This window comes from Kribbella soli, assembly GCF_004331345.1.
Classification (GTDB): domain Bacteria; phylum Actinomycetota; class Actinomycetes; order Propionibacteriales; family Kribbellaceae; genus Kribbella; species Kribbella soli.
On sequence record NZ_SJJZ01000001.1, the window covers coordinates 861,306 to 885,520 of the forward strand.

The following is a 24,215-nucleotide window of genomic DNA, read 5'->3' on the forward strand; positions in this document are numbered from 1 at the left end:
GAGCAGAATCCGGACAAACTCACACGGACCAGTGCGCAATCTGGTCCTAGAACTGACTGGGAACCGTGGGCAGGGAATCCACGGTTTCCAGGTGTCAGGAACTCAGGCCGTGGTCGAACGCGGCCACCAGGAAGGTGACCAGGTTCTCAGCCAGTTTGCTCGGGTCCTCGGGGCCGGCGGCACCCGGCGTCGGGGACAGTGCCTGCGACTGATGGAGCGCGAGCAGGCCGAGCATGTTCATGTACCCGAACGCGACCGCGTCCGGTGACGCCTTCGGCAACGCCTGCTGCAGCGCGGCCAGGTACCTGCTCTCGATCGGCTCCGACTCGACCGCGTACAACTCACGGATCCGCCGGCTCGGATCGAACGCGATCCGGCCGATGAACCGTGCGATCAGGGCACCGCGCTCACCGCGGCGCAGTACCAGTTCCAGTCCGGGCTCGACGAAGGCCCGGATCAGGGCCTCCGGTGTCGGCGGAGCGCCCGCCTCCAATTGGTCCAGCCGGCGCCGCCGTTCGGTGTTGACCGGCGCCATCGCCCGCGCCACGGCAGCGCGCAGCAGGGCTTCTTTCGAGCCGAAGTGATAGTTGACCGCCGCGATGTTCGCCGCCGCCGCGACCGTGATGGCCCGCAGCGACGTCCCCTCATAACCCCCTTCACCGAATCGTTGCTCGGCGACGTTGAGCAACCTCTCCCGGGTCGTTTCGACCGTTGTCTCCACAGAGTTCTCCTTCCCCCCAGCTACCGCTCGCGCAGGCACCCCACCTGCTCACGCGCAGTAGCCTGCAGTCAGCATAGTTCAAACGGTCGTTTGAACTGGAGGGCTCAGCTCACTTGTTCCGAGAATTCCTCAGATTTCTCTGAAACCCTTTTCTTCCCAGCACTCTCTTCCTTCACACCTCCACCACGGCATGTACACAAACGAGTGATTCCTGTTAGTGCATTAGGGTCCTGGGCCATGACTTTTGTGCGGGTCGAGCGGCGATTCCAGGGGCCGGAGCGGTCGGGCAACGGCGGGTACGTCGCCGGTCTGGTCGGGACCGCGCTGGCAGCCGGCCTCGGGCCGGAGTCGGTGCCGAAGGTGACGCTGCGGATGCCGCCGCCACTGGAGAAGGACCTCGAACTGGGTGCCGGCCGGTTGACGGACGGTGACGCCGTGGTGGCAGAAGCGGCGCCGGTCGACAGCGATTTCCTCGCCGACGCGACGATCGATCCGGTGCTGCCTGCAGAGGCTCGCGCGGCCGAGGCGGCGTACCGCGGGCTGCACGACCACCCGTTCCCGACCTGCTTCGTCTGCGGGCCGGCGAACCAGAACGGTCTGCGCCTGCAACCCGGCCCGATCGGCGGCGGCCGTACGGCGTGCACCTGGACGCCGGCCGCGGACCTCGCGACCGACGGCCTGGTCGACGAGGTGTTCCTGTGGGCGGCGCTGGACTGCCCCGGCGGCTGGACGATCGACCTCGAAGGACGCCCGTCGGTCCTCGGCCAGCTGACCGCATGCATCGACGCGCGCCCGGAGGCCGGCGAGGAATGCGTCGCGCTCGGCCGCTACCTCGGCGAGGACGGCCGCAAGACGTTCACCGCGAGCACCCTGTACGACGCCGACGGCCGCGTCCTCGCCCGCGCCAAGCACACCTGGATCTCGGTCGACCCAGCCGCCTTCAACTAGCTTCGTCCCTGCACGCAGGCAGAACCCGCCCAAATGACCCCGAAACCCGGTCCCGCTGGGGTTGTGCCTGCACAGCGGTCCACCTAGCGGGTGCGGGCGGCGTGGGCGCGGACCTTCGCGCGGTTGCCGCAGGTGGCCATCGAGCACCAGCGGCGGCGGCCGCGTGCGTCGACGAACAGCCAGCCGCACGACGGGCAGGTCCGCACGTGCTCGCGAGACGAGCCGGTCAGTAGCTCGCCCGCGAGCAACGCGAGATTGTGCAGCGGGAGCTCCAGATCCTCCGGCAGCTCCCACACCGGCCCGTCCCCGGAGCGCACGAGTTGGCGTCGCCCGGAGGCCTTCTCGATCAGCCGGGCCGCCGCCTCGAAGGTGTGATCGGTCGCCTGCCCGGTGAGTACGTCGTACAGATCGCTGCGGAAATCGAGTGTGGTCTGCAGCCGCCGTCCCACTTCGGTCGGACTGCTCCCGGCCCGCTCGATCAGCCGGAACACGGTCGCCGGCGGCAGCAGGCCGACGTACGAGTTCCAGATCAGGAAGGCCTCGTACGACGTCAGCCACTCGGTCCGGGCGGCGCCACGGGTGGTCCACTCGGACCGGGTGTTGACGAAGTCGAGCACCGGGTGCGCGCCGACCGGCTTGGGCAGGACGACGCCCTGCACGAGCTCGAGGTGGGACGGTAGCGCGCTCATCGGACTACCTGACCGGCGTAGTGGGCTGGGTGGTCGGCTGCTGGTTGGTCGTGGTCGGCACCGGGATGCTGACGTTGCCGTTCTGCGGGATGACCATGAACTGGATCTTGCCCGACTCGATCGCGGTCTTCAGCAGGTAGCCCTGCGCCCCGAGCATCGCGACCTGCTGCTTGACCGACTGCAGCTCGACGTTCACCTGCTGGTTCTTCTGCTCCTGCGTGGCCTTGGCGAGCTCGGCGCGCTGCTTGGCCTCCAGGCCGTCGATGATGCCCTTGTCCAGCGGCATCGGCTTCTGGACCGTGAAGGACAGCTCACCGCAGTCGTTGCTGCCGTTGTAGCCCGGGCCGCAGAAGTAGTCGCCGCCGACCGCGGCCGGCAGCAGCCGGGTGAACTCCTTGGCCGCCGCGGACTGGAACGCCGACTTCATCTTCTCGTTGTTGTAGAGCTCCGCCCAGCCGTAGTTGGTCGCGACCGCGGACAGGGCCCGGTCGATCTGCGGGCGGAAGTAGCTCTGCAGCATGTCGTTCCAGCCGCTCTCCTCGTACGCCTCGGTCTTCAGGCCGATCCGCTCGTGGAACGACTTCAGCACGTCCTTGTTGCGGTTCAGTGTGAAGTACACCTGGACGCGGACACCGAGCCGGACGTTGTCCTTGCTGACCACGGTGACCTCGTCGGCCGCGTCCGTGTCGGCGCCGTCGCCGCCGATGATGTAGGAGCGCTGGTCGATCGGGTACGTGTACAACGTGTCGCCCGGGCCGATCAGCTTGTTCGTCGAGCCGGGCGGGACCACCGACTTGAACTTCTTGTCCTCGATCACGCCGCCGCCGTAGTGCAGACCGATCCGGTTGGCGTCGGTGTTCGCGAAGTTGAAGATGTTGAACAAGATGATGATCACGATCACCACGAGGATCAGAACGCCGATCACCTTCGCCTTGCCGCCGCCCCCCTTGGGCTTGATCGCCGCCGCGGCAGTCCCCAGCTTTACCATCAGTCGTCTAGCTCCTTGTGCTCTTCCAGCAGTCGCCGGACGTCGGCGAGGGTCAGGTCGGCGGTGACCGCGACGTCCCGCGGCACCGACGGATGCGAGCTGAGCGTACGCAGACCCTGCTCCGCAGCCGCGACTGCCCGCTCCAGTGCCCTGACCTCCTGCATCAGCGCCCGATGTTCGGCGTTCAGCGTGGCCAGTGCCTGCTCCGCGTTCACGGCCCGGCGGTACGAGGACCACGCGAACCAGGCGGCACCGATCAACAACACGATTGCCGGCAGTCCGAGTCTGATCATGCCGTCGATTGTGGTTCATCCCAGGGCGAAATTCTGTTGAACCGCGAATCGGTCGGCAGTAGGTTCTGAGTACACGCGAAGGGAGGTGGTCCAACGCATGAATTGCTATCGGACTCGTGAGGTGGCGGCGGGCTAACCGCCAACCACAGTTAAGTGGGCAAGTGGTCGGCCGAAACCAACGCCAGCCACCGGGCCTGCGGGCAGTCAGGTAGTCCGCCTGACCCTGAGTTCGGCCACCCGGTCGTGTCTCTGGAAGCGCCCGCAGGCTTTTCTATTCTGGCTCCGGGCAGTCCAGGCCCAGGGCCTGGCCGATCTCGAAGAGCTGCGCCTCGAAGTACGCCGCGGCGTCCGGCAGCACCCAGTGGAGCTGACCGAAGACCTCCATGCAGATCAGGCCGTAGAGCCTGGTCCAGTAGTTCAGCGACAGGTAGATCGCGCCGGGCGGCATCCCGTGGAAGTGCTCCGACTCGGCCGTGAGCTGCTCGACCAGCACGGTCCCGAGTTCGTCGTCGGCCGGGTGCGGGAACGGCTTCTGGTGCCAGATCTGCGCCACCAGCTCCTTGAACAGCGCCCCGAACCGCATCGCCGCCTGATGCCCCGGTGTCTCCTCGTGCCCATCGCCGTCGGGTTCCGGTACGGCGGTCCCGAACAGCAGCCCGAACTCGGCCGGATGGGCGAGCGCCCAGTCGCGCAGACCGTTCGCGAGCAGGTAGAGCCGGGCGCCCAGGTCGGCGTCCTCGTCCGCGCACTGCAGGTCCATCAACGCGGTGGTCAGCTCGTCGTACAGGTCCGCGATCAGCGCGCCGATCAGTGCCTCGTGACTCGGGAAGTACCGGTACAGCGCGGGCGGGGTGAGGCCGAGCTCGCGCGCCACCGCGCGCAGGCCGACCCCGGCCGATCCGCCGCTGACCAGCAGCCGACGGGCGGCCGCCTTGATCTCCGCCAGCGTCGCCGCTCGCCGCCGGTCTCGGCTGTCCACCTTCAAAACTCTCCTTGACATCGCCGTGGGGCACGACCTTAGAGTGAACACCGTTAACAGTTAACGCTGTTCACTCAAGCTCCTGCCGCTCAATCTACGCCCTGGGGGACAGTTTCGTGTTCGAGACGCTTGGCCACTTCGCCTACCGGCGGCGCCGTCTGGTGCTCGCCCTGACCGGTGTCTTCGTCGCTCTCGGCCTCGTCTGGGGCACCGGCGTGTTCGGCTCGCTGGCGAACGGCGGCTTCGACGCGCCGGACACCGAGGCCGCGAACGCCGTCAAGACCATCGAGCAGAACGTCGGCCGCACCGGCACCGACGTGATCGTGCTCTACCGCAGCCCGTCGTCGACCGTGGCCGATCCGGCCTTCCGGCAGTCCGTCGAGAGCGATCTGGCCGAGTTGCCGACCGCCGACGTGACCGCGGTCTCGACGTACTGGAGCACCAAGTCCCCGGTACTCGTGTCCAAGGACCAGCACAGCACGTACGCCGTGCTCACGCTGGCCGGCGCGACGCCGGAGGACCGGTTGGAGACGTTCCACAAGATCGCCTCGCAGGTCCGCTCGGGACCGGCCGGTCTGGACACGAAGGTCGGCGGCGAGGTCGCGGTCTTCGACGAGGTGAACACCCAGACCGAGCACGACATCGTCAAGGCCGAGACGATCTCGACGCCGATCGTCCTGGTGCTGCTGGTGGTCGTGTTCGGCGGCCTGGTCGCTGCGTCGCTGCCGCTGTTCGTCGGTGCGCTCGCCATCCTCGGCGCGTTCGTGCTGCTGCGCGGCCTGTCGGCGGTCACCGACGTGTCGATCTTCTCGATCAACATCGTCACGATGATCGGTCTCGGACTGGCCATCGACTACGCGCTGTTCATCGTCACCCGGTTCCGCGAAGAGCTTGCTCGCGGCAACGATGTCGAGACGGCGCTGACGGCGACGATGGCGACGGCCGGGCGGACGGTGGCGTTCTCCGGTGTGACGGTCGGGGTGGCGATCAGCAGCCTGGTCCTGTTCCCGGTGATGTTCCTGAAGTCGATGGCGTACGGCGGTGCCGCCGCGGTGGCGATCGCGATGATCGCGGCCCTGACCGCGTTGCCGGCGCTGCTCGCGGTCCTCGGGCACCGGGTCAACAACCTGCGGATCTTCAAGCCCCGCAAGGCTTCCAGTGATCACGGCGCCTGGTACCGGCTGGCGCACAGCGTGATGCGGCGCCCGGTGCGGTACGTCGTCGTGCTCGTCCCGGTGCTGCTCGTGCTGGGGATTCCGTTCCTGAGCGCGCAACTCGGGGGTGTCGACCACCGCTCGTTGCCGCCCGGTGCCACCTCGCGGACGGTGACCGAGACGCTGCAGCGCGACTTCCCGGGGGCCGGCGGGTCGGACATCTACGCGGCGGTGCGGTTCGACGCTGCCCCGAGTGATCCGTCTGCGGCGTTGGCGCCGTACATCGCTGGGTTGCAGCAGGTTCGGGACGTGGAGAACGTGCGGATCGGTGGGTATGCGCACGGCGTCGCGTCGGTTGTCGTACACACGCGCTTCACCGGGCAGGAGTTGCCGGCGCGGGATGTCGTGCACGGGGTGCGGGCGGTGCCGGCGCCGTCCGGGACCGACGTGCAGGTCGGTGGTGAGATGGCGGCGGTGATCGACCTGCTCGACGTGCTGAAGGAGCGGGCGCCGTACATGGCCGGATTCATCGTGGTGGTGACGTTCCTGCTGCTGTTCGTTGCCTTCGGCTCGTTCGTGCTGCCGGCGAAGGCGCTGCTGATGAACGTGCTGTCGCTGTCCGCGGCGTTCGGCGCGATGGTGTGGATCTTCCAGGACGGGCATCTGTCAGGGTTCCTCGACTTCACGCCGGCCGGGTTCCTCGACGCGACCAACCCGGTACTGCTGTTCGCCGTCCTGTTCGGGCTGTCGATGGACTACGAGGTGTTCCTGCTCAGCCGGATCCGGGAGGAGTACGACAAGAGCGGCGACAACGTCCAGGCGGTCGCGCTCGGGCTGCAGCGGACCGGCGGGATCATCACCAGTGCGGCGCTGCTGCTGATCATCGTGGTGGCGGCGTTCTCCACGTCGGGCATCGTGTTCGTGAAGATGATCGGGGTCGGGCTGGTGATCGCGATCGCGCTGGACGCGACGATCGTGCGGGCGTTGCTGGTGCCGGCGACGATGCGGCTACTGGGACGTGCGAACTGGTGGGCGCCCGCGCCGCTGGTGCGCTGGTGGAAGTCTCACGGCTTCCGGGAAGAGCCTCAGGGCTGGAGCCGGGACAGCTCCCAGTCGCCGCCGGAGCTGGTCCGGCGGTAGGCCAGGCGGTCGTGCAGACGGCCGATGCGGCCCTGCCAGAACTCGAACGCCTCCGGGGCCACCAGGTAGCCGCCCCAGAAGTACGGCGTGGAGATCTCGGTGCCCTCCGGCCACTGCCGCTCGTACGACTCGTACTGCAGGTCGAGCTCCTCGCGGGACTCGACCGGCTGGCTCTGCTGGGACGCCCACGCGCCGAGCTGTGACTCGCGCGGGCGGCCGGCGAAGTACTCGTCGACCTCGTCGCCGGGCAGCTTGGTGACGGTGCCTTCGATGCGGACCTGCCGCTCCATCGCGTGCCACGGGAACACCAGGGCGCAGTGCGGGTTCGCAGCCAGGTCATCTGCCTTGCGGGACTGCTGGTTGGTGTAGAAGACGAACCCGCGCTCGTCCACACGCTTCAGCAGGACGGTCCGCGCTGACGGGCGCCCGTCCTGGTCGGCGGTCGCGAGCACCATGGCGTTGGGCTCGGCAAGGCCGACTTCCCGGGCCTGCCCCAGCCAGGTCTGGAACTGCACAACCGGGTCAGGAGCCACCTGGCTCTCCAGCAACTCACCGAGCCCGTACGTACGCCGCATCTCCGCAAGGTCCACGCTTCGAGCCTACTTACGTCCGAACCTGCTCCGTCGATAGGCCCGCCACAACTTGGTGCGCCCGATCGTTCGGACGAGCGGACTGCGGCGTCTCTTGGCGGTTGGTGGCTTAGGGACTGGTTGCTGTTGAGCTTTGGGAGCCGGGACGCTCGGTAGGTGGCGGTTGACCTCGTCGAGGTGCTGATCGAAGGTGGCTCGCCACAGCGCCTGACGGAGCGTGGCCTCACCTGTGGCCGAGCTGGCGCCGGCTACGGAGGCAGCCCAGAGCGTGTCGAGGGATTCGAACCCTTCGACGTCCTGGAGGAGCTGCTCGATCAGGTCGCGGTCGGCGGCGTCAGCGAGGCAGCGGACCTTCGCCGGGCTCCTGCGTGTGCTGACCGTCGGGCTGGGTTTGAAGAACGGTACGTCGGCCCAGGCGGGCACCAGCCGCCGGACGAGCTCGCGGTGCAGTGCGTTGTCGACGCGTTGCGCGGGGTCGAGCGCGAAGGCCGACCGGACGAACGTGGGGATCAGGAGGGGCGAGACGACGCCGGTGCGCTCCCCCGTCGTACCCCAGCGGCGAAGGCGTTCGACGACGTAGAAGTAGTCGAGCATCGTCGCGTTCTGGATCCCGCCGTGGACGGCGGTCCGCAGTACACGCTCGACCTGCTCGGCGACGGCGGCACGGGCTTCGTCCGCGGGGCCTGCGGCCGGGACCAGACGCGCCTGGAGGTGGTTGCTGAAGGCATTCAGCTTGCGTGGCAGCGGTAGCGCGTCGAGTTGCAGCACGTCGCGTGGGTAGAAGTGGCCGTGCGCCACCTCGCCGCCGGCACCACCGATTGCGAGGTGCGCAACGCCCGCGAGCGTTGCGGGAGGCGTGTGGAAGAGGTAGCTGGCTGGGCGCAAGCCCTCGGCGTACCGGTGCCAGCGCAGCGCTCGGTTGACCATTTCGAGCGGCTGCGGCTTGGCGATGGGCTTGGCCGGGACCGGCGTACCTGGGGTCTTCCGGCTCACCACGTGTTCGACTGGTTGCTTCAACAGCTGCACCAGCGACTCCGCGACCTCCAGCTCACCGGGGACCGCGTCGTAGCTGTTGAGCTTCAGATCGACCCCAGCGGCCAGGAACGCGCCTGCGACCACACGTGAGTCGCGGCCGCCGCTGAGGTCGACGGTCGGCTGCCCCGGCCACAGGCGGCCCACCGATCGCGCTACGTCCTGCAGCGCGGCTGCTGTCTCTTCTGCTGTGTCCGCATTGTCCGTCGACCACACACTGGTCGTCTCGATCCGGCTGACGGTCCGCTGCTGACGGTAGCCATCGGCAACGATATGTGTCGCCCCGGGCACAGTCAGCACCCCGTCGTACGGCGTGCTGTCGTCCATGAACCAGCCGCAGGCCGCGGCGAAACTCCAGCCGCGCGGCGCTGCCACAGCGGGGACGCCCGCGAAGAGCAGGGCGGCCGCCGGCCGATTGCTCCAAACCCACCCGTTCGGCAACCGCAGCTGGAACAGCCGTCCGACACCGATCGAGTCGGTGAACAGGTCCAGGCGCTCTTCGCTCGGGTCCAGGACCGCCATCGTGAACGGTGGCGCCAGTTCGAGGAAGCTTGCCGGAGTACGCCGTACCGCCTTGGCCAGTTGGGCTGGGGCGTCGTACGGCTGGACGTCGCCGATCACACGTTGGTAGCCGAGTGGGGCGTGCACGCTGGCCACGCGGACGTCGCCGATGTCGTGCCAGGACGGCCAGAGACACGTGCCGTCGTGGCGATCCCACATGTGCAGTCCGACCGTGAGGCCGTCGTACCCCTGGTGCTTGGCCTCGTGCTTCCAGAGATCGCCGTAGTACGCCTCCACACGGGCGCGACCGGCGGCGGCCCGCGCGACGCTGTCGTGCGCGAACGTGTAGGCGATCAGCGTTTCCATGCAGAGCCTGATGCAGGCCCCGCTGGGAAAGTTATTGCTGCTGGCCCGGGTACTGCGGTGGCCGGCCGGGCTGCGGCTGGTCCTGCGGCTGGCTGTGCGGCTGGCTGTGTGGCTGCGACGGCTGGTACGGCTGCTGGCCCGGGTAGCCGCCCCACTGCTGGGTCTGCTGCGGGTACGTCGACTGGTAGCCACTGCTGTCCTGCGCGAGCCCAGGTGGCGTCGGAAGCTTGGCCAGCTTGGACTCCTGCGCCCAGCGCCGGATACCGACCAGCAACAGCGGTATGCCCAACAAGACGACGGACCCGTCGTACAGCAGCAGGGACGAGCCGACACGCGACCCCGGGAACTCGAAAAGCTTCATCATGTCGATCGTCTGCCGCAGCGGCAGCAGCATCGCGGCCAGACCGACCACAGTGAGCAACAAACCGGCCCCGGTCGTCACACCCGCACCGATGGCCGGCGCCATCATCAGCAGGCCGAGCACGATCGCAATCACGACCAGCAGTGCGAGCCAGGGCAGCGAATCGCCGAGGTCGTCGCGGAACATTTGCAGGCGCCGCATCAGCCGGGGCGTCGCGTAGGACGAGGTACCCACGGCGACGTAGGTGGCGATGACGCCGATCACGAGCCCGAGGGCGGGGAGGGGCTTTGTCATGAACCGAGACTAGACCTCGGTACGGTCCACCCCCGGAACCTCCGAACCGGTCACAAAACTGTCCGCGCGTCGATGTGGAGAACTATGCTGCCTGAGCGCCCAGGGTGCGCGGGCTCTCCTGGTGGGCCTGCGTCCTGACACGAGGACGAGGGAGTCGCATGTCTGATCCGAGGACCGAGGTGCAGCACGGGCTGGAGGGCGTGGTCGCGTTCGACACGCAGATCGCCGAGCCGGACAAGGAAGGTTCGGCGCTCCGTTACCGCGGCGTGGACATCGAGGACCTGGTCGGCCGAGTGCCGTTCGAGAACGTCTGGGGCCTGCTCGTCGACGGCGCGTTCACGCCGGGCCTGCCGCCCGCCGAGCCGTTCCCGCTGCCTGTGCACACCGGCGACGTGCGGGTCGACGTACAGTCCGCGCTGGCGATGCTCGCACCCGCCTGGGGTCTGCGGCCGCTGTACGACATCGACGACGTGCAGGCGCGTGAGGACCTGTCCCGGGCGGCCGTGATGGCGCTGTCGTACGTCGCGCAGGCGGCGCGCGGGATCGGGCAGCCGATGGTGCCGCAACGCGAGGTGGACAAGGCGACCACGATCACCGAGCGGTTCATGATCCGCTGGCGCGGCGAGCCGGACCCGAAGCACGTACGGGCGGTCGACGCGTACTGGACGTCCGCGGCCGAGCACGGCATGAACGCGTCGACGTTCACCGCACGGGTGATCGCATCGACCGGGGCGGATGTCGCCGCGGCGCTGTCCGGTGCGGTCGGTGCGATGTCCGGGCCGCTGCACGGCGGCGCGCCGGCGCGGGTGCTGACGATGATCGAGGGCGTCGAGCGCAGCGGTGACGCGCGCTCGTACGTGAAGGGTCTGCTGGACGCCGGCGAGCGGCTGATGGGCTTCGGGCACCGCGTGTACCGGGCCGAGGACCCGCGCGCCCGGGTACTTCGTCGTACGGCGCGTGAACTGGCCGCACCGCGGTACGAGGTCGCCGAGGCGCTCGAGCAGGCCGCACTGGCGGAGCTGCGGGAGCGGCGTCCGGACCGCGTACTGGAGACGAACGTGGAGTTCTGGGCGGCGATCGTCCTGGACTTCGCGGAGGTCCCGCCGCCGATGTTCACGTCGATGTTCACCTGCGCACGGACCGCCGGCTGGAGCGCCCACGTCCTGGAACAGAAACGCACCGGCCGCCTGATCCGCCCGTCGGCGATCTACTCCGGCCCGGCATCACGCCCGGCCGACGCGGTCGAGGGCTGGAACCCCAACTGGGCTTAGGGCCTGGGTTCCAACTCCACGCCGTAGCGAGCGAGTTGCCGTGCCGAGTGCCGCGCAGTAGGCGTGGAGTTGGAAGCCAGGCCCTCACGATCCTGGCTGGGGTTTCGGCCGGTTCGTTGTTTGTACTGGCGGCTGAAGTACGGGACATCCGTGTAGCCGAGGGCGGCGGCCGTTTCGGTGACGGTCATACCGCTCTCGGTGAGCAGCTGGTGCGCGCGGTCGATCCGCGCCTGGATCAGGTACTGCGCGGGTGACATCCCGAACTGGGCGACGAAGCGGCGGGTGAACTGGGCCCTGCTGAGCGACGCGCCGCGTGCCATCTCCGCGACGGTCCAGTCCCGGCCCGGGTCCTGCCGGAGCTGCCTCGCGATGCCGTCGACGGCGGTGTCGGTGACGCTGCGGCCCGGATGGTGGACGGCGTCCCAGATCAGCGCGACCAGTTGCTCGAGGCACAGTTCGGCCTGATGCCGGCCGAGGGCGTCACCGCGGCGGTACGACGCGTCGCTGGTCCGCGCGAGGACGCCGAGCAGCTCGCGGTCGAGTACCTCACCCCAGCGCGGATCCGGCGCTGCAGTCGTGGTGGTCTCGAAGTGCATGCCGAAGACCAGGAGCCGGCGGTGCGGGTCGTGGGTGGCTCGCGGGGCGTCGCCGGGCTGGAAGACCGCGCACACGCCGGGGCGCAGTTCCTGGCGTCTCCCGTCGAGTTCGAGGGCGCCGCGACCGTCGACGACGCACCAGAGCAGATGGTCCTGCAGCACGGGCGAGGTCCAGGACCAGCTGGGTTCGCAGCGCCAGAAGGTCGGGGCGGTCATCCGCTCGAGCCGGAGTCGGTGCAACAAAAGTTCAAGTCCTCGCGTGAATCGTCCGTGGTCCGGTGCAGTGCTACCGCAGGAAAATGGGGTTCACCGGAAGACTAAGGCAGATTCGCGGGAGCCGTGCATGAGCGTTTCATCCAATGTTGTCGACGTACATCAGGAAGAGTTCGAACGCACCGGGTACACGTTGGTGCGGGGACTGTTCTCCACGGACGAGGCCGAGCGGCTGCGGGACCACTACATGGACGTACGGCGCAGCGGGCCGCAGGCGCACGCGTTCGCGGGGCACACGTCGACCGACCGGGACCCGCTCAGGCGGTACCCGCGGTTGGCGCAGATGCACCGCTGGGACGACGCGTCGCTGCAGTGGATGATCGACCCGCGCATCGATCAGGTGATGACGGCGCTGCTCGGCAGGTCGCCGTACGCGGTGCAGACGATGCTCTACTTCAAGCCGCCGGGCTCCCGTGGGCAGGCGCTGCACCAGGACAACTTCTACCTGAAGGCCGATCCGGGGACGTGCGTCGCGGCGTGGATGGCGCTCGACCGGGTCGACGAGGCGAACGGCTGCCTCGAGGTCGTCCCCGGGTCGCACCGCTGGCCGATCCTGTGCACGGAGAAGGCCGACACCACGGTCAGCTTCACCGATGTCACGGTCCCGCTCCCGTCGGCGGGCGCCGCCGTACCCGTGGAGATGGAGCCGGGTGACGTCCTGTTCTTCCACGGCGCGTTGGTCCACGGCAGCAACCCGAACATCACGACCGACCGCTTCCGGCGGGCGCTCATCGGCCACTACATCGAGGGCGAGGCGGAGCGGGTCGCGCAGTACTACCACCCGGCGCTGCGGATGGACGGGACCGAACTCACCCTCGAGGTAGCCGAAGGCGGCGGCGCCTGCGGCGAGTGGACCGACACCCCCGACGGCCCGGTAGCCCTCCTCACCGGCACCGAGCGCACCACCCGCAAGCACGAGTAACGTCTTTGTGCACCGGATCCATACGGCGGGACGCTCGGCGTACGGAGCCGGTGCACAAAGTGGACCCCGGGTGGGGGGTCGGGTGGGATGTGCGAAGATGGATCGCGCTGACAGCGTCGTCGGCCTTCTTGTTGCAGACGACGAAGGGGACACGCTGGTGACCAGCGAAATTCAGATTCCTGAGGAGCTCAAGCCCGCGGACGGACGCTTCGGCGCCGGGCCGTCGAAGGTTCGCCCGGAAGCCGTCGCCGCGCTGGCGACCGAGGGCGCGAAGCTGCTCGGCACCTCCCACCGGCAGGCGCCGGTGAAGAACCTGGTGAAGCGGGTTCAGGAAGGCGTCGCCGAGCTCTTCCAGCTGCCGGACGGGTACCAGGTGGTGCTCGGCAACGGCGGCTCGACCGCGTTCTGGGACGTCGCGACGTTCGGGCTGATCCGGGAGAAGAGCCAGCACCTGAGCTTCGGTGAGTTCTCCTCGAAGTTCGCGAAGGCTTCGCAGCTCGCACCGCACCTCGGCGAGCCGTCGATCGTGAAGGCCGACCCCGGCAGCCGCTCGGTCGCGGTAGCCGAGGCCGGCGTCGACCTGTACGCGTGGCCGCACAACGAGACCTCCACCGGCGTGATGGCGCCGGTCAAGCGGGTCGAGGGCGCCGACGAGGGCGCGCTGGTCGCGATCGACGCCACCTCCGGCGCGGCCGGCCTGCCCGTCGACCTCAACGAGGCCGACGTCTACTACTTCGCGCCGCAGAAGGGCTTCGCCTCCGACGGCGGCCTGTGGATCGCCCTGATGAGCCCGGCCGCGCTCGCGCGGGTCGAGGAGATCGCCGCGTCCGGTCGGTGGATCCCGGCGTTCCTGGACCTGGCGACCGCGGTCGACAACTCCAGCAAGAACCAGACGTACAACACGCCGTCGCTCGCCACGCTCTTCCTGATGGCGGAGCAGACCGACTGGATCAACAACCAGGGCGGCCTGGAGTGGAGCGTCGCCCGTACGACGGACTCGAGCAACCGCCTGTACACGTGGGCCGAGAAGTCCGACTACGCCACGCCGTACGTCACCGACCCCGACGCCCGCTCGCTCGTCGTCGGCACCATCGACCTCGACGACTCGATCGACGCCACCGCGGTCGCCAAGACCCTGCGCGCCAACGGCATCGTCGACACCGAGCCCTACCGCAAACTCGGCCGCAACCAGCTCCGCGTAGCCATGTTCCCCGCGGTAGACCCCGAAGACGTCGAGAAACTCACCCAGTCCATCGACTACGTAGTCGAAAACCTCAAGTAACCCGTACCCCCACAGCCGCCGACCCCACCCGGGCCGGCGGCTGTCCCTTTCCCCACCACACACTTCGCTCGCACACACCGAGCCCCGCACATGAGGGGATATCCCTCGGCGTTGTGCCTTCTCCGTTGGTATGCGAGGGGAGAACCCACAACACCAGGGGATATCCGGCTCTCTTGCCGGAACTGTGGGTGGTGTGTCGCTGGCTGGCGGGTTATGTGTGCGATGGCGGGAAGCAGGAGGCCAGCGGTGACATAGCCCGCTACTAGTGACATAGCCCGCTAGTGGTGACCTGCAGGCGGGCTGGCATGAGGCTGCCGCACCGGTGGCCGGCTGGATGATCGGGTTGGTGGCGGCGCGGCTCCTGGCGGCTGGGTGATGTGTGAGCTCGACAGGTAGTGCACCGGCGAGACGCTGTACGCAGGCACGCGTTCACGCTCAGGTGCACTACCCGGCCACCTGACACATCCTGTCGAGCTGCAGATCGCACCAGACCCGACGCCGCCCTGGAGTCCGTCGGCCACCCACACATCAGTCACAAGAGCCGCGGATCTTCACCACTCTCGCGACCAGCGGATCTTCACCACTCACGAACCGCGTCTGTCGGCCGGTTCGCGCCGCCCGCTGAGCGTCAGGCGTACCGACGCCGGCCAGTTGGTGAGTGGTGGCGATCCGCCCAACGCCAGCAGGACCGGATCGCCGCGGCAACTGCGGTCGCGACACACGCGGGCCGGATCGCCGCGGCAGACGCAGTCGCTACACACGCGGGCCGGATCGCCGCGGCAGATGCAGTCGCGGCACATGCGGGCCGGGCCGGAGGCCGAGCTGGAGCGACTGGTCCGCTGGGGTCAGGAGTGTTGGCGGCGGTGGGGGGTGGGTTGGGATTGGCCTGTCAGGCGGGCGTTTTCGGCTTGGCGGTCCTGGCGTTCGCGGCGGCCGGGCGGGAAGGTGATGACGGTGATGATGAGGGCGAAGAGGGCGGCGCCGATGATGATCCAGCGGAGGTTGTGGCTCTTGCCGGAGTCGGAGCTGTTGCTGTCGGGCGTGGTCGCCGTCTTGGGGGTGGCGCTGCCTGTGGGAGGCGTGGAGGCGGCTGCCTTGGCCGGCACCTGGACCTGATAGACGGCCGAGTTCGCGCCCTCGCTGCCGACCAGGACGGTGTTGTCGGTGGGACCGACGGCGACGGTCTCGCCCTGACCCAGCGGTGCGGCGCCGCGGGCGATCGCGTTGGGGGTCTCGCCCCAGGCCACGGTCGCCACGTCGGCGTACGTGCGCAGCACGACCCGTTGGCCGTCCGGCAGGAACGTACCGTCGGTGATCACCCCGGATGGCGCCGCGGCGAGCTTGGTCAGGTCGTTCGTGCCCTCGCGGGAGGGTGCGGGCGGCGCCTCGTAGATCGCGCCGGTGCCCTTGAGCGCCTTCGTCACGATGTAGAGCTGGCTGGTCCCCGGCTCGATCAGCAGGGTCTCGGCGTCGTGCGCACCGTCCGGGTACTTGAAGTCGTACCGGTGGTACTTGACGTTCGACTCGTCCTCGAGCGTTGCCGGCTCCGGGATCGTGTAGATCTCGATCTGGTCCCGGTTCTCCTTGTTGTCGCCGATGTCCGCGATGTAGATCGTGCCGTCCCGGTCCACCCCGAGCGCCTCGACGTCGGTGACCTTCGCGCCGAACCGCAGGACGGCCTTCACCTCGCCGGTGGCGTCCACGGCGAACACCCGCCCGGTGTCGCCGGAGTCGTTCACGGTCCAGTAGATCCCCTGGTGCTTGACGCTCTTCGCCAGCCCGGACGACTCCTCGATCCGGTCGTCCTGGATCGTGAAGAGCTTCTTCGGCGCCGGCGCCGTCGGCCCCGCGTCCGTGCTCGCCGCGGCCGGCGACACAGGCAGCGCCGCACCCGCGAGCGTGCAGAGCGTCGCCCCCAGCAGAGCGAGCGCGGTCCGGACCTGTCTCACGAAACCACCTCGGTGACCGGAGTTTGCTCGGGCGGCGGGAGGAGCAGCTGGGCCAGCCGCGGCGTCACCTGCCATTCGGTGACCATCGACCGGTACTCGGCCCGCAGGTCCGCGGTCGGCTTGGCACCGGTCCGCGCAGCGCGGAGCAACAGATTGCGCGGCGTGTGCTGACTGTCCACGAACTGCACGACCTCCACCCGGTAACCGACCTGTCGGAGCACCGCCGCCCGCAGGGAGTCCGTCAGGACGTCGGCGAACCGCTCACGAACGATGCCATATCTCGTCATCAGCGCATAAGGCGCCGGTGGTGTGACGCTCTTGAGCTGCTTTTGGATGTCGTGATGACAACATGGGGCCGCGAGCACCAGTGAAGCCTCCCAGCGGACGGCTCGCGCCAGGGCGTCGTCGGTCGCGGTGTCGCAGGCATGCAGCGCCAGGACAACGTCGGGCCGGACGTCCAGCTCGGCGCCCTCGATGGTCGCGTCCAGGAACCGTAGGTGCTCCTGCCAGCCGAGCGCCTCGACCACCCGCGTGTTCCGCTTCCGCGCCGCCGGGTTGTGGTCGATACCGGTCATCCGGACGTCGTGACCGGCCGCAGTGAGCAGGTGGTACGCCGCCAGCGTGAGGTACGCGTTCCCGCAGCCGAGGTCGACCACCTGCAGCGGCGGACCGGTCGCGATCCGCCCGGCCGACACCGCGTCGTCGAGCGCCGGCGCGAGCAGCTTGCAGAACTCCTCGATCTGCTTGTACTTCGCCTGCCGGGACGGCTTCACCCGGCCCTGGTGGTCGCTGATCCCGAGCTCGATCAGGAACGGCGCCGCGGGATCGAGCACCCGGCGCTTCACCCGGTCGTGGCCGGTCTCCTGCTCCCGCAGGTCCTCCTGCCGGTGCAGCAGCTCCTTGCCCTTCTTCGTATAGCGCAGTCGCAGCGTCTCGCTCGTCGTCTCGACGTGCCACGACCCGTACGGCAGGTCGAGGAGCTCGTCGACCGCCTTCTCCAGATCCGCACCCGCCACGTTCCGCGTGTGCGCCTGGCGCTCGTCGAACTCGGTGATCTGCAGGTGCCGCTGACCCTTCAGATCGACGTACCGCAGCTCCGCCCGGAGGTACGAGGGCGGCTCCAGGCCACGGCGCCGGCCCGAGGCCAGGCCACGCACCAAACCACTCTGCTCTAGCAGGGCAGCACGGATCACTGCCCGCGCACCGGACTCCTCCGGCAGCGCCGACTCGTCCGACCGCACCTCTGGCTGCACCGCGCCATTGTCCCCGACCGATCGGGTCGATCACAAAAGGGTCTCGTCCACCCACCGTCGCAACCGATGAACTCGCCGCAGTCACCCCCCGCCGGCTCATGGGAGTTGCTGGTCGTCGGCGAGCAGCCCGAGCCCTCTGAGGCGGGTGATGACGCCGCCTTCCTGACGGCCCAAGGCCTCGACAAGCTGCTCCAGGGTCGCGCTGTTGTTGTACATCTCGATCAGGGTCTGCTCGTCGTCGGGACTCCACTGGCGGAACGCATTCGGGTGGGTCTTCCGGGCGCGCTTGATCTTGTGGGTCATCGAGCGCAGGTTCATCGGCTCGAGCGACCGGATCCGGGCCTGCCGGTGGCGGCCGACCTCCTCGCCCTCCCGCCAGAACACCACTGCCCCGTCGTCGAACGTCATCAGGTCGGCCGGCACGTCGCAGTAGTCGGCGTCCTCGAGCATCACGCGCATCATCGCTGGTTCTCTCCGTCTCCTCGGTGGATGCGTGGTCGACAGAGAAGATGCCGCGATCCCGCAGCCCGCAGCGCATCAATTCGCAACCTGTGGACAACCAACCGCACACCTTCTTTGCAAAATTACTTTGCAAAAAGTCTTTGTAGTCCTATGCTCAGACCCATGAGCGACGAGAACCAGAGCGTGGAGCCCGCACGGACGGTCCAACTGGATCGCCACCTCGTGCGCGCTCTCGCCCACCCGATGCGGAACCGGATCCTGGGCCTCCTCCGGGTCTACGGCCCGCAGACCGCCACCACCCTGGCCGGACGGCTCGGCGTGAACACCGGCGCGACCAGCTACCACCTCCGCCAGCTCGCGGACGCCGGTCTGGTGGTCGAGGACGACAGCCGCGGCAACGCCCGCGACCGCTGGTGGAAGTCGGCGCACCAGGGCACCGAGTTCAACGCCGCGGAGTTGCTGGACCAGGAGCCCGAGCTGGCCCTGGGCTTCCTGCACGGTGTCGGCCAGACGTACGCGGAGAACATCTTCGGCTTCATCGACGCGATGCAGACGATGCCCGACGACTGGCGCGACGCCAGCGTGCTCTCGGACTACTTCTTCCACCTCCGGGCCGACCAGCTCGACGCGATGATGCACGAGGTCATGGCGGTCCTGGAGAAGTACAAGACGCCGGACCTCACCGCTCCGCTCCCGGAGGGCGCCGAGCAGGTCACCGTCCAGATCCAGGCGTTCCCACGCGAGACGCGCTAGCGGCACAGGGGGTGAGGCGAACAATGAGCGACAAGGGCAACCGGGCGCCGTTGGCGGCGTTCCTGGTGGCGAACGTGGTGTCGATCTGCGGCACCCGGGTGAGCGCGATCGCGATCCCGTGGTTCGTCCTGATCACCACGGGGTCCCCGGTCAAGACCGGTCTCGTGGCGCTGGCAGAGATGGCGCCGCTGGTCGTGGTGAAGGCAATCGGCGGCCCACTGATCGACAAGGTCGGGGCACGCCGGATCAGCGTCGTGGCAGACACCGCCAGTACGGCGGTGGTGGCACTGATCCCCCTCCTGCACGAGCTGGGCATGCTGCACTTCCCGACCCTGCTGGTACTGGTCGCGATCGCCGGCGCGCTCCGTGGACCAGGCGACGCCGCCAAGTCGACACTGATCCCGGACATCGCCCGCGTGGCCAGAGTCCCCCTGGAGCGAGTGACAGGGCTGGAGAGTACGACGGAACGCCTGGCGGGCTTCTTCGCGTTCGCGCTCGCCGGCGGCCTCATCACCCTGGTCGGAGCAGTCAACGCCCTCTGGATCGACGCGGTGTCCTTCGGCATCTGCGCCGTACTGATCGCCCGATGGATCCCGAAGTACGCGACGGCCGCGCCAAAGGAGGAGCAGGGCTACGGCCGCCGGCTGCTGGAGGGCTGGACCTTCCTGCGTACCGACAAGCTCCTGCTGCCGCTGGTCGTCATGATCGCAGTGACCAACCTGCTCGATGCCGCGACCAGCACGGTATTGCTGCCCGTCTGGATCAAGGAGCACGGCTACGGCCCCGGCCACACCAGTCTGATCCTCACGTCGTTCGGAGTGACGGCGACGCTGTTCGCCTTGCTGGCGTCCGCGATCGGCGACCGCATTCCACGCAAGCTCGTCTTCACGGTCGCGTTCCTGATCGCCGGAGCGCCGCGCTTCGTGGCGATGGCCACTGATGCACCGGTCTGGACCCTGATGACGGTGTACGCCGTCGGCGGCATCGGAGCCGGCTTCATCAACCCCGTGCTCGGCGCGATCCAGATCGAACGGATCCCCAGCCACCTGCTCGGACGGGTCAACTCACTGTCCAACGCTGTCTGCTGGACCGGCGTACCCCTTGGCGGTCTCGTCGCCGGTGCGGCCGTCGCTGTCGTGGGCCTGGCACCTGCACTGCTCGCAGGTGGTGCGATCTACCTGGTCGCGACCATGTCACCGGTACTGATCGGCCGGCACGAGCAATGGAGGGCTACACCGGGTCCGACGGATCCTCCGGAAACGGCGGCAGACCCAGATCGGGTGGCAGTCGGAGCGCCTTGACCTTCGTGGCGTTGTCCAGCTCGCGCCGCATCCGCTCCCGCTCCGCCCGCAGCAGCCCGAGCATCACCAGGTCCAGCAACATCCCGCCGGCGGCCGCGAACTGCGTAGCGGCGAACTGGAAGACCTGTGTCATCAGCAACGACACCAGCACCGCCAGCTCGAACAGCCGGACCGCACGGGCCCGATTGCGCTTCCGCAACGCCAGAGCGCCGCGCACCGTGAACGTTGCTGACAGCAAACTCCCCACCGTCACACCGAGCACCGGAAGGTGGTTGAGACCCTCACCCAGCACAGCGGCGATGACGAGCGCGGCGACGAACTGGATCGCCAGCGCGGCGACGGCGATCGGCGGCGCCTTCGGGTGGGTGGCGAGCCGCTCGAACCCACGCTGCAGCGCCCGCCAGGCCGCGTCCACCGGAGCGGCTAACTCGACCTCGTCAGGCGGACACGCGGCGAGCAGCTCGGACGTCTCCCGGCGTCCCTCGATCTGCCGGGGTACGGCGCGCAGGAGCTCCGCCGCCTCGGCACGGCGCCGCCGGGACAGACCGCCCGCGACTCCTTCGACGGTGTGGTCGATGACGTTCGCCAGCTCCTCCCGCGGGTCGATCGGCCGCCGCGTGGTGAGGAAACGGAACCCGAGCACGATCAGCACGAAGACGACGTACACGATCGCGGCCGTCGGCTTGTAGAAGTAGTTGTTGTCCGAGGTGACGAACTTCCCCACCTCGTCGATGAACAGCCCGAACCCGATCCCGCCGACCGTCGCCGCGGCCGGCCGCACCACGGGACCGACGTACCCGAGCAGCAGAGAGATCGCGATCAGCATCAGCAGCCCGCCGGGCAGCACGTGGGCGATGTGCAGACCCTTGCCGCCGATCTGCGGGTACCCGCTGAGGCTGAGGATCAGCCGGGTGATCAGAACCGTCGCGACCCCGGACACCACGAACGTGGTCAGGTGCTCCCCCGACCGCACGTTGCGGACCAGCCCCGCCCGCATCAGGTACGACGAACGCTCACCGGTGGCGGGGGTACTCATGGGGCCACACGTTAGCGTCAGCGCACGAGCGCCGCGACCACGACGATGGCGACCAAGGCGGCCAGTACGAGCGAGGTCACCAGTCGGCGCGTGCGGGGGTCCACGAGGTCAGGGTAGGCGGAAGTTCCCGACCAACGTGCCATCGGGGTCGACCCGCTGCTTGATCTCCCGCAGTCTCGCCAGGTCCACCTCGCTGAAGCAGGTACCGGAAAGGGGAGTCAGTGGAGGTTGATCAGGGGTTCGGGGCGGTGTACGCCGCGGGGGCGGTAGCCGAGGGCGTCGGACAGGCCGAGGTAGTCGGACAGCAGCCAGATGATGGCCAGCCACATCTCGGTGCCCTGCAGGCCGGGGATCGCGCGGTCGTCGGTGCCGTCCGGGGCGAACGCGAAGCCGGCGCCGTCGACCCAGCGAGTCAGGATCGCGCGCAGCTGCGCCTCGGCCCAGCGACGGCCCTCCTGCTCGCCGTACGTCGTCTGCTTGCGGGCCAGCCACAGTGGGTGGATGACGTCGAGAATGTTGCACGCGTTGTAGTTGTCGCCGGTGAACATCCGCCTGTCGTTGCTGTGGGCAAGAACCGTGGCGACGGCCTGCTCGGGGTACGGCAGCGGGAGGCCGAACTGGGCGTAGGTGCCGCGCGTGAGGCGGTAGAAACCGTTGACGACCTGCAACAGTCCGTCGTCGGGATGCGGCGAACCCCAGGTCCCGGACGCCGGGTCGACCCGGGTGAGCAGCCATCCCATCAGCGGTTCGAGCGCGCCAGATTCCTTGTGATCATGGAGGTTTCGGGCGAGCGCCGTACCGAGCGCGTCGATGCCGGAACCGGCCGACCAAGCCCTCCTTGCCCAGGGCAAGTTATCGAGGTCGTCGAGGGTGAATTCCGTGGTGATCGGGTGCTCGAAGCTGCTGCCGAGCACCTGGAGGGCATAGCCGACACACAGGACGTGATAGCTCGCGGACCCTTCCAGGACTGACAGTTCGGCGTCCGACGGCTTGCCCAGTCCGTCGTCGGAGAGGTCTCCAGGCGATACCAGTCCGGTGGCCGGATCCTGGCGCGCGCGGAGTCGCCGGACGAGATCGTCACGGGTGTGGCCGGCCGGCGTCCGGCGTACCAGCAGGTCCGCGATCTCGATGGCGTCGCACCAGGGGCGGATCTCCGGATCGCGATCGATCCCGGGACGGTCGACGAAGCGGGAACCGTCCCAGCAACGCGCGAGTACGTCGTCGATCTGCTCGCGAGCCTTAGCCGCAAAGTCTTTCAGCAAGGTCGGTAGATCACCTGACATGGATGCTCCTGTCCGCGAGCGGAGGATTCGGGCGGGGTTGCCGGCCGCGACCGAGTTGGCCGGGATGTCCTTGGTGACGACCGCGCCGGCGCCGATGATGGTGTGCGGGCCGACCGTGACGCCGTCCAGGATCGTCACGTTGGAGCCGATCCAGACGTCGTCGCCGATCGTGATGCCGACGGCGGTGTGCGGCTGCTTGAAGATCGGCTCGCCGGGCGCGGTGCCGTGGTTGAACGCGAGCAGCGACGTGTGCGCGCCGATCCGGACGCCGTCGCCGATCGTCACCACACCGCGCACCGCGGCGAACGGGTTGATCGTCGAGTCGGAGCCGAGCGCGATCCGGCCGGTGACGTAGGCGTGGGCGGCGATGTACGAACGGTCCCCCATCCGGAGCTCGTCGCAGTACACCGCGGCCGACTCCGCGACGTACACGTCCGGGGCGAGCTCGACCGACCCGCCGAGGCCTGCCTGTCGTTCGGCCTGCCGGTCACGCTCGGCCTCGGAGGCCTTCCGGGCGTACTCCCAAGGCAGGAAATCCAGTCGCAACGGCTCGTTCGACACCATGGGAAAACGCTATCCAATTCCCGGGACGCAGACCAGCCCTGAAAGGCCGCTGCTAATCTCCCGTCTGACATGAACACTTTTCCGTCTGTGCGAGGGGCGGCCGGGCGATGACGACGAGCGGACCCGTTGCGGACGGCGACGACGGCGGTGACGGCACGACTGACGGCGGCGGTGACGGTACGGCGGGCAGCACCCGCCGGAGCCACCGGGTCACGATCAGCGATCTCGCGCGTCGACTGCACATCTCGAAGGCGTCTGTCTCGTACGCGCTGAACGGCCGCGCCGGGGTCAGCGACGAGACGCGGCAGCGGGTGCTCGACCTGGCCGAGGAACTGGGCTTCCACCCGAACTCCGCCGCGGTCGCACTGTCCGCGAGCCGCACCCGGACGATCGGGATCGTGATCGCCAGGGACCCCGCGCTGATCTCGACCGAAGCGTTCTACATGCGCACGCTGGTCGGCATCGAGCAGTACCTGAACGAGGTCGACTCGTCGCTGCTGCTCCGGCTGACGGGCGAGCACGGCGAGGACCTCGACGTACTGCGGCGGTGGTCGCGACAGGGGCGCGTGGACGGGTTCATCCTGTTCGACGAGCACGACGACGACCCGCGGATCCCGGTACTGAAGGAACTCGGGGTGCCGTGCGTGGTGGTGAGCTCGAACGCACCGGACGATGCGGTCGGACGGCTGATCAGCTCGCCGGACGAGACCGTCTCGCTGCTGCTCGACCACCTGGCCGGGTTCGGGCACACGAACGTCGCGCACATCAGCGGCCCGTTCACGTTCATCCACGAGCGACTCCGCGTCCAGACGCTGCAGGAGCACGCGGCGCGGCACGGGATCACGGTGCGGCACGTCGAGGGCAGCTACCGGTACGACGACGGCGCGGAACTCACGCGCCAACTGCTGACCGGCCCCAATCCGCCGACCGCGATCGTGCTCGGGAACGACCTGATGGCGGTTGCGGCGCTGCGGGTCGCGATGGATCTCGGTACGGCGGTGCCCGGCGAGGTCTCGATCGTCGCCTGGGACGACTCGCCCCTGTGCGAACTCGCGCGGCCCGGGATCACCGCGGTCGACCAGAAGACCATGGAACGCGGCCGCGCCGCCGCCGACCTCCTGCTCCGGATCGTCACCGGCGACCACACCCTGCACGAAGAGGCCCCGGCCGGCGAACTCCGGCACCGCGAATCCTCAGGTCCCGCACACTCCTGA

General features: G+C 68.6%; 22 protein-coding genes. 8 read left to right on the top strand and 14 right to left on the bottom strand.

What is annotated here, in order from left to right; translation table 11 throughout:
- Positions 1 to 94: 94 nt before the first annotated feature.
- Positions 95 to 721, bottom strand: coding sequence for a TetR/AcrR family transcriptional regulator (locus tag E0H45_RS04350; RefSeq protein WP_131334962.1), 627 nt, complete (start codon positions 719 to 721; stop codon positions 95 to 97).
- A gap of 237 nt (positions 722 to 958) precedes the next feature.
- On the opposite strand from E0H45_RS04350, the gene E0H45_RS04355 reads away from it, so the two are divergent.
- Positions 959 to 1,669 (top strand): hotdog family protein, encoded by a 711-nt coding sequence (locus tag E0H45_RS04355; RefSeq protein ID WP_131334963.1) that lies wholly within the window; start codon positions 959 to 961, stop codon positions 1,667 to 1,669.
- An 83-nt stretch (positions 1,670 to 1,752) separates the two neighbouring features.
- Here the strand turns inward: E0H45_RS04355 and E0H45_RS04360 are convergent, their stop codons facing one another.
- From E0H45_RS04360 to E0H45_RS04375, 4 genes are all read right to left on the bottom strand, one after another.
- Complete coding sequence (locus E0H45_RS04360; protein ID WP_131334964.1) at positions 1,753 to 2,358, bottom strand: CGNR zinc finger domain-containing protein; 606 nt, start codon at positions 2,356 to 2,358, stop codon at positions 1,753 to 1,755.
- Positions 2,359 to 2,362: 4 nt separating this feature from the next.
- On the bottom strand, positions 2,363 to 3,346 hold the full coding sequence (locus E0H45_RS04365; RefSeq protein ID WP_131334965.1) for an SPFH domain-containing protein: 984 nt from the start codon (positions 3,344 to 3,346) through the stop codon (positions 2,363 to 2,365).
- Positions 3,346 to 3,639, bottom strand: a complete 294-nt coding sequence (locus tag E0H45_RS04370; protein ID WP_238154791.1) for a hypothetical protein — start codon at positions 3,637 to 3,639, stop codon at positions 3,346 to 3,348. The genes E0H45_RS04365 and E0H45_RS04370 overlap by 1 nt, the downstream gene beginning before the upstream one ends.
- 271 nt (positions 3,640 to 3,910) lie before the next feature.
- Positions 3,911 to 4,618: a TetR/AcrR family transcriptional regulator gene (locus E0H45_RS04375; protein ID WP_238154792.1), complete on the bottom strand. Its 708-nt coding sequence runs from the start codon at positions 4,616 to 4,618 to the stop codon at positions 3,911 to 3,913.
- A gap of 116 nt (positions 4,619 to 4,734) precedes the next feature.
- Here E0H45_RS04375 and E0H45_RS04380 point away from each other — a divergent pair, with 116 nt between their 5' ends.
- On the top strand, positions 4,735 to 6,912 hold the full coding sequence (locus E0H45_RS04380; protein ID WP_131334968.1) for an MMPL family transporter: 2,178 nt from the start codon (positions 4,735 to 4,737) through the stop codon (positions 6,910 to 6,912).
- On the opposite strand, the gene pdxH is transcribed toward E0H45_RS04380, so the two are convergent.
- From pdxH to E0H45_RS04395, 3 genes are read right to left on the bottom strand one after another with little or no spacing between them, the layout of a single operon-like run.
- A complete protein-coding gene (gene pdxH / locus E0H45_RS04385; RefSeq protein ID WP_238154793.1) occupies positions 6,858 to 7,502 on the bottom strand; it encodes a pyridoxamine 5'-phosphate oxidase in 645 nt (214 codons plus the stop codon). The genes E0H45_RS04380 and pdxH overlap by 55 nt on opposite strands.
- Positions 7,503 to 7,511: 9 nt before the next feature.
- Positions 7,512 to 9,401: a hypothetical protein gene (locus E0H45_RS04390; RefSeq protein WP_131334969.1), complete on the bottom strand. Its 1,890-nt coding sequence runs from the start codon at positions 9,399 to 9,401 to the stop codon at positions 7,512 to 7,514.
- Between the two features lie 31 nt (positions 9,402 to 9,432).
- Positions 9,433 to 10,056, bottom strand: a complete 624-nt coding sequence (locus E0H45_RS04395; protein ID WP_131334970.1) for a hypothetical protein — start codon at positions 10,054 to 10,056, stop codon at positions 9,433 to 9,435.
- Positions 10,057 to 10,214: 158 nt separating this feature from the next.
- Here E0H45_RS04395 and E0H45_RS04400 point away from each other — a divergent pair, with 158 nt between their 5' ends.
- Positions 10,215 to 11,327, top strand: coding sequence for a citrate synthase 2 (locus E0H45_RS04400; protein ID WP_131334971.1), 1,113 nt, complete (start codon positions 10,215 to 10,217; stop codon positions 11,325 to 11,327).
- Here the strand turns inward: E0H45_RS04400 and E0H45_RS04405 are convergent.
- Entirely contained in the window at positions 11,324 to 12,139 is an 816-nt protein-coding gene (locus E0H45_RS04405) for a helix-turn-helix domain-containing protein (RefSeq protein ID WP_131334972.1), read from the bottom strand. The genes E0H45_RS04400 and E0H45_RS04405 overlap by 4 nt on opposite strands.
- A gap of 127 nt (positions 12,140 to 12,266) precedes the next feature.
- Between E0H45_RS04405 and E0H45_RS04410 the strand changes: the two genes are divergently transcribed.
- Both E0H45_RS04410 and serC read left to right on the top strand, forming a co-directional pair.
- A complete protein-coding gene (locus tag E0H45_RS04410) occupies positions 12,267 to 13,118 on the top strand; it encodes a phytanoyl-CoA dioxygenase family protein (protein ID WP_131334973.1) in 852 nt (283 codons plus the stop codon).
- 157 nt (positions 13,119 to 13,275) lie between these two features.
- Positions 13,276 to 14,400, top strand: coding sequence for a phosphoserine transaminase (serC, locus tag E0H45_RS04415; RefSeq protein ID WP_131337643.1), 1,125 nt, complete (start codon positions 13,276 to 13,278; stop codon positions 14,398 to 14,400).
- Positions 14,401 to 15,245: 845 nt separating this feature from the next.
- On the opposite strand, the gene E0H45_RS04420 is transcribed toward serC, so the two are convergent.
- From E0H45_RS04420 to E0H45_RS04430, 3 genes are all read right to left on the bottom strand, one after another.
- A complete protein-coding gene (locus E0H45_RS04420) occupies positions 15,246 to 16,349 on the bottom strand; it encodes a hypothetical protein (RefSeq protein ID WP_131334974.1) in 1,104 nt (367 codons plus the stop codon).
- The gene (locus E0H45_RS04425) at positions 16,346 to 17,602 is read right to left on the bottom strand and encodes a class I SAM-dependent methyltransferase (RefSeq protein ID WP_238154794.1); all 1,257 of its coding nucleotides are present in this window, start codon (positions 17,600 to 17,602) and stop codon (positions 16,346 to 16,348) included. The genes E0H45_RS04420 and E0H45_RS04425 overlap by 4 nt, the downstream gene beginning before the upstream one ends.
- A 96-nt stretch (positions 17,603 to 17,698) precedes the next feature.
- Positions 17,699 to 18,064 (bottom strand): hypothetical protein, encoded by a 366-nt coding sequence (locus E0H45_RS04430; protein ID WP_131334975.1) that lies wholly within the window; start codon positions 18,062 to 18,064, stop codon positions 17,699 to 17,701.
- Positions 18,065 to 18,226: 162 nt separating this feature from the next.
- Between E0H45_RS04430 and E0H45_RS04435 the strand changes: the two genes are divergently transcribed.
- Both E0H45_RS04435 and E0H45_RS04440 read left to right on the top strand, forming a co-directional pair.
- Positions 18,227 to 18,817 (top strand): helix-turn-helix domain-containing protein, encoded by a 591-nt coding sequence (locus E0H45_RS04435; protein ID WP_202872195.1) that lies wholly within the window; start codon positions 18,227 to 18,229, stop codon positions 18,815 to 18,817.
- Between the two features lie 23 nt (positions 18,818 to 18,840).
- Positions 18,841 to 20,118, top strand: coding sequence for an MFS transporter (locus E0H45_RS04440; RefSeq protein ID WP_131334977.1), 1,278 nt, complete (start codon positions 18,841 to 18,843; stop codon positions 20,116 to 20,118).
- Here the strand turns inward: E0H45_RS04440 and E0H45_RS04445 are convergent.
- Positions 20,048 to 21,154 (bottom strand): hypothetical protein, encoded by a 1,107-nt coding sequence (locus tag E0H45_RS04445; protein ID WP_238154795.1) that lies wholly within the window; start codon positions 21,152 to 21,154, stop codon positions 20,048 to 20,050. The two genes, E0H45_RS04440 and E0H45_RS04445, sit on opposite strands and share 71 nt — an antisense overlap.
- Positions 21,155 to 21,372: 218 nt before the next feature.
- Positions 21,373 to 23,001, bottom strand: a complete 1,629-nt coding sequence (locus E0H45_RS04450) for an acyltransferase (protein WP_131334978.1) — start codon at positions 22,999 to 23,001, stop codon at positions 21,373 to 21,375.
- A gap of 107 nt (positions 23,002 to 23,108) precedes the next feature.
- Between E0H45_RS04450 and E0H45_RS04455 the strand changes: the two genes are divergently transcribed.
- On the top strand, positions 23,109 to 24,215 hold the full coding sequence (locus tag E0H45_RS04455) for a LacI family DNA-binding transcriptional regulator (protein WP_131334979.1): 1,107 nt from the start codon (positions 23,109 to 23,111) through the stop codon (positions 24,213 to 24,215).